At 58.0% G+C, this 11,944-nt stretch carries 9 protein-coding genes; 2 read left to right on the top strand and 7 right to left on the bottom strand.

From position 1 onward, the window contains the following. Positions 1-42: 42 nt before the first annotated feature. The 6 genes from ACSQ83_RS04025 to ACSQ83_RS04000 form a co-directional block, all read right to left on the bottom strand. Positions 43-1,452 (bottom strand): MFS transporter, encoded by a 1,410-nt coding sequence (locus ACSQ83_RS04025; RefSeq protein WP_436227279.1) that lies wholly within the window; start codon positions 1,450-1,452, stop codon positions 43-45. A 93-nt stretch (positions 1,453-1,545) separates the two neighbouring features. Next, the gene (locus ACSQ83_RS04020) at positions 1,546-2,991 is read right to left on the bottom strand and encodes an NAD-dependent succinate-semialdehyde dehydrogenase (protein ID WP_436227278.1); all 1,446 of its coding nucleotides are present in this window, start codon (positions 2,989-2,991) and stop codon (positions 1,546-1,548) included. Further along, a complete protein-coding gene (locus ACSQ83_RS04015) occupies positions 2,988-4,025 on the bottom strand; it encodes an aldo/keto reductase (protein WP_436227277.1) in 1,038 nt (345 codons plus the stop codon). Before ACSQ83_RS04015 ends, ACSQ83_RS04020 begins: the two co-directional genes overlap by 4 nt. A 69-nt stretch (positions 4,026-4,094) precedes the next feature. Next, positions 4,095-4,634: a formaldehyde-activating enzyme gene (fae, locus tag ACSQ83_RS04010; protein WP_436227276.1), complete on the bottom strand. Its 540-nt coding sequence runs from the start codon at positions 4,632-4,634 to the stop codon at positions 4,095-4,097. Positions 4,635-4,811: 177 nt separating this feature from the next. After that, the gene (locus ACSQ83_RS04005; protein WP_414951833.1) at positions 4,812-5,102 is read right to left on the bottom strand and encodes a DUF1272 domain-containing protein; all 291 of its coding nucleotides are present in this window, start codon (positions 5,100-5,102) and stop codon (positions 4,812-4,814) included. Between the two features lie 68 nt (positions 5,103-5,170). Beyond that, complete coding sequence (locus tag ACSQ83_RS04000) at positions 5,171-6,556, bottom strand: GntT/GntP/DsdX family permease (protein ID WP_436227275.1); 1,386 nt, start codon at positions 6,554-6,556, stop codon at positions 5,171-5,173. A 1,489-nt stretch (positions 6,557-8,045) separates the two neighbouring features. Between ACSQ83_RS04000 and parA the strand changes: the two genes are divergently transcribed. Together parA and ACSQ83_RS03990 are read left to right on the top strand one after the other, a co-directional pair. Then, on the top strand, positions 8,046-8,708 hold the full coding sequence (parA, locus tag ACSQ83_RS03995; RefSeq protein WP_414951835.1) for a ParA family partition ATPase: 663 nt from the start codon (positions 8,046-8,048) through the stop codon (positions 8,706-8,708). 25 nt (positions 8,709-8,733) lie between these two features. Continuing rightward, entirely contained in the window at positions 8,734-9,798 is a 1,065-nt protein-coding gene (locus ACSQ83_RS03990; RefSeq protein ID WP_436227274.1) for a ParB/RepB/Spo0J family partition protein, read from the top strand. Between the two features lie 82 nt (positions 9,799-9,880). Here ACSQ83_RS03990 and ACSQ83_RS03985 read toward each other — a convergent pair whose 3' ends face one another. Next, positions 9,881-11,230 carry a replication initiation protein gene (locus ACSQ83_RS03985; protein WP_414951837.1) on the bottom strand — a complete coding sequence of 450 codons (1,350 nt, stop codon included), beginning with the start codon at positions 11,228-11,230 and terminating at the stop codon, positions 9,881-9,883. Positions 11,231-11,944 lie beyond the last annotated feature (714 nt).

Raw genomic sequence — 11,944 nt, 5'->3', positions numbered from 1 at the left:
GAGGGTTTTCGGGAGCGGCGGTTGAAGCGAAGGGCGTTGCGGTTAGGGGGAACCGCTTGCGGCGCGCAAAGTAAGGTTACGCGTCTCGGGCGCCCAGGCTATCGAAACGATCATGCCAATCAGCAGCACGGCGGCCAGCACCATCATTGTGTAATGGAACCCGATCTCCGCGATCCCAACGGGCAAGAGGAACGTGCCAATCGCCGAACCAAGCCGACTGCATGCAATGGCGAGCCCAACACCCGACGCACGTACTTCCGTTGGGAAGCATTCCGGCGGGAAGACACCAACGAGATTGCTGAACGCCGACATGGTCAGGGTGAAGACAGCGAACGCGACGATCATGGCGAGCGTTGCGGACGATGGCAGCAAGCTCATGGTTATCAGCATTGCGCAGGTGACTGCAAACGATCCGATCAGGAAGTGCCGGCGCGGCAGCTTGATGGTCAGCCAAATCCCCAGCACGGCGCCGATCACCAGCACCGCGTTCAGCAACAGATCCGCACCGAAACCGTTGCTCAGGCCGATTACCTTCAGGATGCCGGGCAGGAAGGTATAGATCGCAAAGTAGGGAATCACCAGGCACACGAAGAACCCGCAATTGAAGAGCGTCCTGCGGATCAGGTCGGGCTGAAACAGACGCGCATAACCGTGTTTCGTGGCGACGCTCGCCATGGCATCTTCTGCGTCAAGCGCTACGCCTGGCCCGAAATGCTTAAGCACAATGTCATTCGCCTCCTTGACGCGCCCTTTGCCAAGCAACCAACGGGGCGATTCCGGCGTACCAATACGCAATATCAGCACGATAAGCGCAGGCAGACTCGCGGACGCGAGAAGCCAGCGCCAGGCGTCGGGTCCCGCGTCGCCGTACGTCATGCCGAGCACGTTCGCCACCACGTAACCAATCGTCCACACCACGCTGAATGATCCCAGAAGTGCACCACGATGCTTTCGTGGCGAAAATTCAGCGAGGATGGCGTGACCCACCGTGAAGTCACCACCCATTCCGAAGCCGATCAACACCCGCAACGCGAATAATTCCATAGGCGAGGTAGCGAAGAATTGCAGGAACGCCGCTACGGTGATGATGACAAAGCTGCTAAGAAAGATGCTCTGGCGTCCCAGCCGATCCGACAGCCGGCCAAATACCAGGCTACCGAGGAAAATTCCGATCAAAGCGGAACTGCCGATTGCCCCCATCCAGAATGAATCGAGCGGCATCTGCCGGTTCATCGATGCCAGCGCGTATCCCACCGTGCCGAGCGCATAACCCTCAGTGAAGTGCGCGCCAAATGTCAGGCCCGCAATTTTTATATGGAATCGGTTTAACGGAATGTCGTCGAGTAAAACCGGCTTCGGCTTCGGCGGTGCTGGCGCGCGAACAGGCGTTGTGGCCGCATGAGGCAGCGGGCTGATTGGAAAAACACTACTTGGCGTGTCCTGATGACTCACTGCGTCTCCTTACCTATATGTTCTTCAATTCAGCTGACGCCGGCCATGCGCGACGGCAACATTGCGTGGCGCATAACCGGCATCCTTAGGCGCTCAGCGGTCATTGCCCATCAGGCCGCTGATCATCATGTATTTCATTTCCATGTATTCATCGAGGCCGTACTTCGATCCCTCGCGGCCAAGACCTGATTGCTTGACGCCTCCGAACGGTGCTACCTCCGTCGATATGATTCCTTCGTTGATACCCACCATGCCGGTCTCGAGTGCGTCGGCTACACGCCACGCACGGCCCAGGTCCTGCGAATAAAAATATGCGGCCAACCCGAACGGGGTGTCGTTGGAAAGCTTGATGGCCTCGGCCTCTGTTTCGAAACGGAAACAGGCGGCAACCGGTCCGAACGTTTCTTCCTGTGCGATCGACATGGTGCGGTTCGCATGAACGAGCACGGTGGGTTGGTAGAAGGTCCCGCCCAGCTCATGGGGATGCCCGCCGATTAGTGCTGACGCGCCCTTACCGAGTGCGTCTGCAACGTGATCGCCGACTTTCCTGAAAGCAGCCTCGTTGATAAGCGGGCCCTGATCCACTTCCTGCTCGAGCGCGTTCCCGACGCGGAGCTTCCGTACCGCCTCGGTCAAGCGTTGCGTGAATTCGGCATACACCCCCGCCTGCACGAAAAATCGGTTCACGCATACGCAGGTCTGGCCTGTGTTGCGAAACTTCGATGCCATCGCGCCCTGCACTGCTGCGTCGAGATCGGCGTCGTCGAACACAATGAACGGCGCGTTGCCACCAAGCTCCAGCGATAGTTTCTTCAACGTGTCCGCGGATTGCGCGGCAAGCAGCTTGCCCACGCGCGTTGAGCCGGTGAACGACAACTTGCGCACCACGGGCGATGCGGTCAACGCCGCGCCAATCGCTACAGCGTCTCCGGATACGACATTGAACACGCCCGCGGGGATGCCGGCTTCCGCCGCGAGCACCGCGAGTGCCAACGCGCTCAAAGGCGTTTCCTCGGACGGCTTCAGCACCATCGTGCAACCCGCCGCCAACGCCGGACCCGCTTTGCGCGTGATCATGGCAAGCGGGAAGTTCCAGGGCGTGATGGCGGCGACCACACCGACCGGCTCGCGCGTGACGATGATCTTCGAACCGGGCTTCGGGCTTGGGATTACATCGCCGTAGCTGCGTTTCGCTTCTTCGGCAAACCATTCGAGGAAGCTTGCGGCATACGCCACTTCGCCATTTGCTTCCGCAAGCGGCTTGCCTTGCTCACGTGTCAGCAGTTCGGCGAGCGCGTCGCGATGCTCCAGCATCAGTTCGCCCCAGCGCCTGACCCGCGCCCCACGCTCTTTCGCGGTCAGAGAGCGCCAAATGGGAAACGCGATCTCCGCAGCGCGAATGGCTTGGTCCGTTTCCGTAGCACCGGCCTTCGCGACATCGACGATCACTTCTCCCGTAGCTGGATTGCGGACGGCGTAAGTCTCGGCACTGTTTTGCCAGGCGCCATTGATGTAATGCTCTTTGCGAAGCAGATTCATGCGGCGTCCTTCATCGGTTGAACAAAGTCGCCTTGCGGCGCGCGAGATTCGCGCGCGGTACGACGGCCGGCGGTGTAGTCATTGATGACATCGCACGGCGTGTAGTTGCGTTCGAGTTCGTACAGCTCGTCCGCGTCCAGGTAAGTGCCGAGCGCGCTCAGCGCGCTATCGAACTGGGCGGGCGAATCTGCGCCCACCAGCATGCTGGCGACGCCGTCGCGCCGGAGCACCCAAGCCTGCGCAATTTGCGCCGCGCTCACACCACGCCGCTTCGCCACGTGCGCCACCGATGCCGCAATCTCCCGCGAGGCTGCGTCGCCATACATTTGCGATGTAAAGAAGTCGGTCTGGTTACGCGTGGAGGCGGTGTCGCACGTGAGGAGTCCGCGCGCCAGCGGGCTGAAGACGGACACACCCAATCCCTGGTCCGCGCAATACGGCATCATTTCGCGCTCTTCCTCGCGATAGGCGAGGTTCAGCTGCAACTGCATGTTGATAGGCTTGTGCCAGCCATGCCGCTCGCAGACCTGGACGATCTTCGCCAGTTGCCACGTGTACATGGTCGATACCCCGATATAACGCGCCTTGCCCGAGCGGACGATGTCGTTCAGCGCGCCCATGGTTTCCTCCACGGGCGTAGTGGTATCGAAGTAATGCAGCATGTAGATGTCGACATAGTCCATGCCCAGCCTGCGCAACGATGCGTCGATACCGTCAAGCACATGCTTGCGCGAATGACCGCCGGCGTTCTGATAAGCGCCCATGTCATACCCGACCTTGGTCGTCACCACGATTTCTTCACGCCGCGCAAGGCGTCCAAGAATGCGACCGACAACTTCTTCTCCAACGCCTGCCGAATAGAAGTCCGCCAGATCGATGAAATTCACGCCAGCCTCCAGCGCGTGGCGAACGATGGGTTCACTCTTTTGTTCGTCAAAAATCCACGGTTTCCATTGGGGGGTACCCATATTCATAGTGCCCAGACATAGGCGCGACACTTTCAGGCCTGACTGGCCCAGACGGACAAATTCCATTCTTTGAGTCTCCATGACGTCAATGACGCACGGCGACGGTTGCCGGTCACGGCACCGTCGCACTGATTTTTAGAGGGCCGCTTGCGGCAATTTGGGTGTGTAGAAGGGATTCGATACCTCTCGCGCGGCGGCAAACACGTCTTCCTTCGACGGCAAGCCGAGCATGGCGGCCTTGATGGCGTTTTTCGTCGCGCGGTAGTTGTTGCGAAAGACTGCGTCGAGATCGTCTGTAGATGGGTTCACCCAGTTCGCCGTCACCACGACCCAATCGTTTTCCGCTTCGGGCGGCAACGTGCCGTCTTCCAGCGATTCGGCTACGGCTTTCGCTATTCCCGCCTGCGATGCGCCCCAGGTTGCGTTGCCGTGAAATTCACCGGCTATGGGGGCCTTGTTGACATACAGCGTGAGCGGTTTGGTCGGCACGCCAGGTTGCGCGATGACGACAAACGGCGCGTGGCCCGCTGAAGGCGTGGCGAGCGCGGTGGCGAAGGCCTGCCCGGCTGGGCCGTCGCGCGGGCCGACAAGCACGTTGATGTGAGCGAGATTGACGCCCGGGCCTTCAAAGCCCTCGCCAATGTGGAGGGTGCGGCCGGATTGGGGTGTTGGCATGCTGGCTTCCGTTCATGGAGTGGATCGATGAACAGATTGTGCGAGCGCAAGCCGATGAGGAGGAATCGACGATTCGTGCGGACGGGTATGAGCGCCGCTCAGATCAGGGATTGCCCTGAGGCGGTAGATCCAGCAAACGTGACGTCAACGGCTGAGGGCACTCAGGCCAGCTTGCGTTTATCGTTCGGAAGGCGGGATCGCCCTGTAGCGATCAAGGAATACGCGATGCGCGTGTTCATCGACGCCGGCCGGATGCACATCGGTTGAAGGCGGCCGGGTTTCGAGCATCGCTTTCGGCCGAATCGGGCGGAGCTGAAAACCACCGCCGCAATTGGGGCACACGTTGCTCAGCCGGGACGACACGCAGGCTTCGCAGAACGTGCATTCGAAGCTGCAGATCATCGCGTCGCGCGCGTCGGGCGGCAGCGCTTTTCCACAGCATTCACAAGAGGGGCGCAAGGCAAGCATGATGGACATCTCCTTTGTTCGCAGTTTAGGGTCGGAGTGCCCGCTTGCCTTGCCAATCTGCCCACGATTTACGTCAGTACGCCCCACATGACGAGCGTCAACGCAAGGCCGACGACCGAGACGATGGTCTGCAACACCGACCAGACGTAGACGGTCTGCTTGAGTTGCAGGCCGAAATACTCGCGGATCATCCAGAAACCGGCATCGTTGACGTGGCAGAAGAACACCGAACCCGCGCCAATCGCCAGCGCCAGCAGCGAGTTGTGGGTCGCGCTCAAACCCGCCACGACCGGGGCGATGATCCCCGCAGTGGTCGTAGTGGCCACGGTCGCCGAGCCGGTCGCCTGGCGCAAGGCCACTGCGATGAGCCAAGCCAGCAGGATCAGCGGCATGTGCGAGCCGATGGCGATCTTGCCAATCGTCGTGCTGATGCCGGCGACGACCAGCGTCTGCTTGAGACCGCCGCCCGCGCCAATGGTCAACAGCAATGCGCAGATCGGCGGCAGGCTTTTGCGCAGGATGCCGCCCACTCGATCACGCGCCATGCCGCGCGACCAGCCGAGCGCGACGATCGCGAAAAGAACGGTGAGTCCCAGCGCGATAAGTGGCTCACCGAGAAAATTAAGGGTATCGAAGAGAAGGGTTTCGGGCTGGACCGCCAGTTTCGCGACCGTTCGTCCGAGCATCAGTACGACAGGCAGAAGGATGGTCAACAACGAGATGCCGAAGCTTGGCGCGTCGAGCCCTCCGTTCTCATCGACTTTCGATGAAAACAGCTTGCCCATCTCCTCTGGTTCCTCCACGTGCATGCGTTTCGAGAGCCACATGCCATACACCGGTCCGGCGAGAATCACGGCAGGAATGGCAATGATGAAGCCCAGCCCCATGGTGATGCCGAGGTCCGCGTGCAGCGCACTGACGGCGATCAGCGGACCCGGATGCGGCGGCAGCAGCGCGTGCAGCGTCGTCATGCCGGCGAGCGCAGGAATCGCGATACGCAGGATCGGCTGCTTCGAGCGGCACGCCATCACGAAGATGATCGGCACCATCATGACGAGACCGACTTCGAAGAACAGCGGCAATCCGATGATGATGGCCACCAGCGCCATCAGCCACGGCAAGGTGCGCGGCGTGGAGTGATCGAGGATGGTGGAGACCAGCCGGTCCGCCGCGCCCGATTCCGCCATCAGCGCGCCGAGCATGGCCCCGAGCGCGATGATGATGCCGACATCGCCCAGGATTCCGCCCGCCCCTTTGCTGAACGCGCTCGCGACGGCTTCGAGCGGCAAACTCGCCGTGAAACCCGCGACAAAGGTGCCGACGAGGATTGAGAGAAAAGGCGCCAGTTTCAGCGCGCTGATGAGAACGATGATTGTCGCGAGACCGAGCGCGCATGCGATGAGGAGACGCGTGTCGTGGGCGGACCACGCGGCGAGAGTCGAGGTCAGATGCACTGAAATGCCCTTGGCTTAGGTGGAGGGATGACCGGGGTGTTCGATTGCGTGTTTGTTCTTTGCCTGCTGGACGGCTTGTTTCGGGGGGTTATGCGGGACTCGGGTGTTCATCCGGTGTTGGCACACCACCGGCATCGCACGGTCGCCGGATTTTACGAGCGGAGGCTTACAAAATACTTGGGATGCTTCAGGCCGTAGGGGTTTGGCGGTAGTTTAAAAAAATGAGGTGGCGTTTTGACAGGCCGTTGGCGGAGGAGCGTTGTTACTCAGGGCCGTTCTTTAGCGGACGCGGGACGACGCAAATGTGTGTAGCACGTCATCGCCGGGTGGTTGAGTTGCCGTCTTATCTCGCTCTTGGGCCCATTCATTCCTGGTTAACTCTTTTCTGCGTTCTTCGCGTTTGAAGTCCATGGTCGATTAAAGCTTCCGTCGAGGCTCGCGTTCGGCAATAGATGACGTTGCGAGCAAGGATCAGATCGCACTTAGCTGACGTGTATCACGTTTATTTAATTTACTAGTTATAACTATAATAAATTTAATTTCATGCCCTGACCGGGGTGTGCATTTCAAACAAATATCCCGGATTGAGATCTAGCGCCGCGCCTGAAAAACCCAAAACGGAAATACAGATAGCGAATTCCATGGTGTTGGACGATGGCCCGAACAAATTTATGCGGGATAGCATTCGGGTTGTCAGATCGTCCTCGACATCGCGAACCCGAAGGGTGCCTAGAGCCAACCACCCCGATCGCCACTTACGCTGGATGATTGGTTTGCGTCCCAGTCAGTGAGTCGTACGAAGTCACTTAGACGACGCGTGCCCGCAGAAATCAAGACGGGTGATGCCAGACTTTATGCGCATAAAGTCTGGCCGGCGGATTTTCCGCTCGCTCGTGGTCGTTTTCGATAAACCGGCCCCCGATCGACGGACACGAACGAGCGTAGTGATCATTCAGCAGGGGCCGAGGGCAGTACGTTCCTGCACCGACATATGTCGCTCCGCGATCATCGATCAAGGCCAATCGCCCTTCCTCATTGACACGGCGAGTAAAACTCACGGCTCACCGAACGGCGGAGGACGGAGCATGTCGAGTCGGTGTCGAAATATCCAGGGAGTGATCAAGCCCAAATCTCAAGCCCAAGCTCACCCTCAAAGCCCGGCAGGAAACCACGTTTTCTCGATCGAATTCACGTCGCGGCCATTGCCCCGAACCATTGCCAAACGTATCGGCTCTCCGACGCGCGCGGAGCGAGCGTCAAAGCAAGATTGCAACTTAAGAATCAGCATCACGTCCCTTGGCCCTTTGCAGCACAGCCCGCAGACGTCGGCCAACAACAACGCCATCAGGCGTGTCAAATCACTTCAGCGCTCCCAACTTTATGCGCATAAACCCGCAGAAACCCGACCAAACGGCCAATCAAAACAGTTAGCGCTAGAAAAATTGAGTTTTCAATGTAAAATTCGAAAAGCTAAATTTGGGAGCAAAACGTGGCAGCTGAAATCATTGCGATCACGCAGCAGAAGGGCGGAGTAGGAAAAAGCACGATAGCAATGCATCTAGGCGCTGCGTTTCACGAGAAGGGAAAGCGGGTGCTCGTCGTCGACGCCGACGGGCAAAATACGCTGGTCCACTGGGCCAGCGCTGCGGCCGACGAGGCCAGCGGCATCCCGTTTCCTATCGTCAACCTGTCAGAAGCGGGGGCCCAGATTCATCGAGAAATCAGGAAGTTCGTCAACGACTACGACATCATCGTCGTCGACTGCCCGCCTTCGATTACGGAAAAAGTATCGGGTGTCGTTCTTCTCGCTGCGACGGTTGCCATTGTCCCGACATCGTCGTCGCCCGCCGACTATTGGTCCAGCGTGGGCCTTGTCAAACTCATCCAGCAAGCCCAGGTCATGAATGAGGATCTGCGCGCAGTGTTTCTCCTCAACAAGACCGAAGAAAAACGCATGCTGACACGCGAACTGAAGCGTGCGCTGGAAGAGTTGGGTTTCCCCTTGCTGAAAACGCAGATTCCGACTCGCGAGTGCTACAAGCAGGCGATGGCTCTCGGCCAAACTGTGCTTCAGATGAACGACCGAGGAGCGCGACTGGCGGCCATTGAGATACGTGCGTGCGCAGACGAAGTTCTCGCCATGCTTCCCTGAACTTTATGCGCATAAAGGATCCTGAATGAAACCTACCCAGTTCGCCAAAGGCTTCAAAGCCCGGCCAGATACGACCAGCAGCGAAAAGCGCACGGCCCTTGATCGCATCAATGCCATCGACGAAATCGTCAATCAAGAAGCAGGTAACGATAAGCAGGTCACTGGCCGCTCCAGCACCTACTCCGAAGACGCGTTTCACGACGACCCGACGGCGCAGGAGTCGGAAGACTTCAGGGCGTGGCGCCGGAAAAACCGATACGTACACGGCCAGGTCATTGAGTTGCCGCTGAAGGCTATCAAGCCCAGCCCGTTCAATCCCCGGCATTTCTATCTGAAGGCGTCTATTGCAGAATTGGCTGTCAATCTGGCGAAGCAGGGCCAGCAGCAAGCCATTCACGTGATCCCCGATCACGACAACCCCGGTACGTTTTTTGTGAGCGACGGCGGCCGGCGAGTGCGGGCGCTGAAGGAAGCCAACAAAGAAACCGTGAAGGCGATTGTCATCGACCTTCCCATTGGCATTGAAAGCTACAAGCTGGGTTATGACTTGAACGTACAGCGGGACTCGCAAACCGTGTTCGATAACGCCATCGTCTGGAAGCGTTTCCTCGATGAAAAGCATTTCCAGAGCCAGCGCGAACTCGCTGACCATCTTGGTCTCGACGAGTCCACGATCGCCGTCGCGTTGGCTATTGCCAAGCTTCCCGAGAACGTGATGCATGAAATGGTCGCCCGGCCGGATCGATTTGGTTCGAACATGGCTTATCAGGTCTCGCGCTTTCATACGGCGCGCGGCGCAGACGCCACGCTGCGATTGATCAATAAGATTGCATCGGACGATCTGAGCACCCGGCAAGTCGCCGACATTGTAAAAGGTCGGGCGACTGCACAAGAAACCCCGAAACCCGCAGGCCGTCAACGCTATGCGCAGCGGCTGGAAATCAAGCTGGATGGGCTTTCCGTGGGCGATCTGAAGACGTATGGAGACGACAGGCTGGAGTTACGCTTACGTGGTTTGTCGAAAGACAAACGCGATGAAATTCTTCAGCAGATAGAGAAGATGCTGCAGACGGATACCGCAAAACAATGAAGGTACCGTAGTAACGAAAAATACCAGTAGAGGGACAAAAGTGGCGGGCACGACGTCCGCTGCAGTCCCTCTAACTCGATTCTTACGTGGTGCGGCTCTGATTCAACGTGAATGCCAGCAAGTCGCCATCGGTCGGCTCTCCCCACGTCTTACGCGCAAGCCAGTCGAAAAACGACGTTTCTCCCATTTTTGAATCGAGTCCCCGCTTGCGCCAATCGTCACGCATGTGGGTACCAAGCTCCGGCAGCACATCTTCCTCAAAGGTTTGACGGGCAAGCTCCCGTTCAGACTCACCTTGTTCTTCGTATAACGAGCGCGCTTCCTTCCGGCGAAACACGGAATATTCACTCAGCAACCGTGCCTTCAGGTCGTCTGCCGGCGCTCCATTGGATTTCGCTGGCGCCGCTACCGCCGGCAACGCTTCGACCTTGGGCGCATAACCCTTCTTCAGAGCATCTTTGAAAAGCGCAGCCGCACTGCGCACCGCAGGCAGCGTCGTGCTCCGCATTCTCTGCTCGGTCATCTGCAGCGCTGACCGAATTCGGTTTTCCTCGCTGTCCGCGTAAAGCGTTTGCGCATCTTTCAGCGGGATCCCGATTTTCACCATGCGATCGACCAAGGTACTGTCGAACACGTTCGGATGTTCGTCGAGTGCAAGCATGGGCTGCTTACGCTCAGTCACGCGAAACTGAATCTCAGCTACCCGCCTGCCTTCCCTGTGCTCGATCAATTCCACAAAGATGTTGGTAACGGCATTGACTTCCGCAATCGCGGGGCGAAGATAGTCGCGCTTGAAATACTTGTACTCGCGCTTGGCTTCGTCGCCTGCTTCGGTGTCGGGTGTACCTGACAAGATCGGCCGCCACCATTCCCACGTCTCGCGCATAGTGAGATGACTGGGATTTGTCAGATAGCGGACGCAGATTTCGTAAAGCGCAAGCCCAGCGCTGCTACGGAGCTGACTTTGAAACTGCAGACTCAAGCGCGCGTATTGCACCGGGTCGAGCAGCTTTTTCTTGATCTTCGGTGCGAATGAAAACTCAACCCACACCCGACGCGTGGCAGGGTCCTCGAGAATTTCGGCGTCTGCAATCAACGTCGAAATTCCCCACTTACGGCCTGGCTTCAGACTTGAAGTGCCTGTGCTCCACTCCACCTGCACCGACACCATGCGGCGCAAATGCTCTTTCACGAGCGCGGTATCGTTGGAATCGAACGCTGCATTCGCGACAATGTCCGATAAAAGCGCACGATACGTGTCCCCGGACTCATCCGCTTGCTGAGCGACAGCCAGCAGCACGTTGAACAACTTTCGAGTCAAAAGCGTGATCTTCCCGCTTTTTGGCTGGATAGCGATGGCTTCGACGGCTTTTCGCAGCTCAGCCGAGCTCGGACTCACTATATCGGTCTTCTTCGCGCGTTTGGTTGCCATGCTGGAGTCAGGAGAATTTTGGAAAGCATACTCATGACGGTGATGCTCGTCTACAGGTCCACACTCACCCTGTAGTGGTGAAGGCGATGTCACACGCAAAACTCACTGAGGTGCGCTCCTGAAAAGCCTCACCTTCACCGTGACGCCCCATCTCATTTTTGCCCCGTGCCACGCGGGTAAACGGATGCGGAGCTTGCGGGACCGGATCGTGACGCCGCAAAGCGCGGTCCCGTATCTTCTCACCTGAAATTTTTTTACGCGCCCCTGTGGTTTTTGCGAAATTTCTCCGGAACGCGAAAATTCATGAAAGCGCAGGGAAATTACCGTATTCGTCGAGTTATCAGAGCTTTAACTCTCGATAACACTACGGTTAGCACGCAATTTCTCCCGCAAAGGCTCACCCTTACGCCACCGGAGAGCCCTATTCAGCCAAACGGCGGTCTCAAAACAGGCATTTGAATCACGCATCGAAGGTCCCGCATAACCTCACCTTTGGACTCTCCCGCAGTTGGCAGCATCGATACCTGTCCCTCACCGGCCCCCGCAAACACTCACCTTTAGAGTCATAAACAGAGATTTTCTAGATTTTTGCACTGCAAAAGCCTTTTTAGCATCGAAATTCAGGCTAACACGGTCCTGTAAAAGCTCACCTTCATCTCCTTTTGAGCACGACAAGATCGCCGCAGGCAGCTGAACATTACTCCCGAAAACCCT

This window comes from Caballeronia sp. LjRoot29 (assembly GCF_964252755.1).
Lineage (GTDB): Bacteria > Pseudomonadota > Gammaproteobacteria > Burkholderiales > Burkholderiaceae > Caballeronia.
Note: the sequence above shows the minus strand (reverse complement) of the source record. Positions and strands in the feature narration are given on the sequence as shown.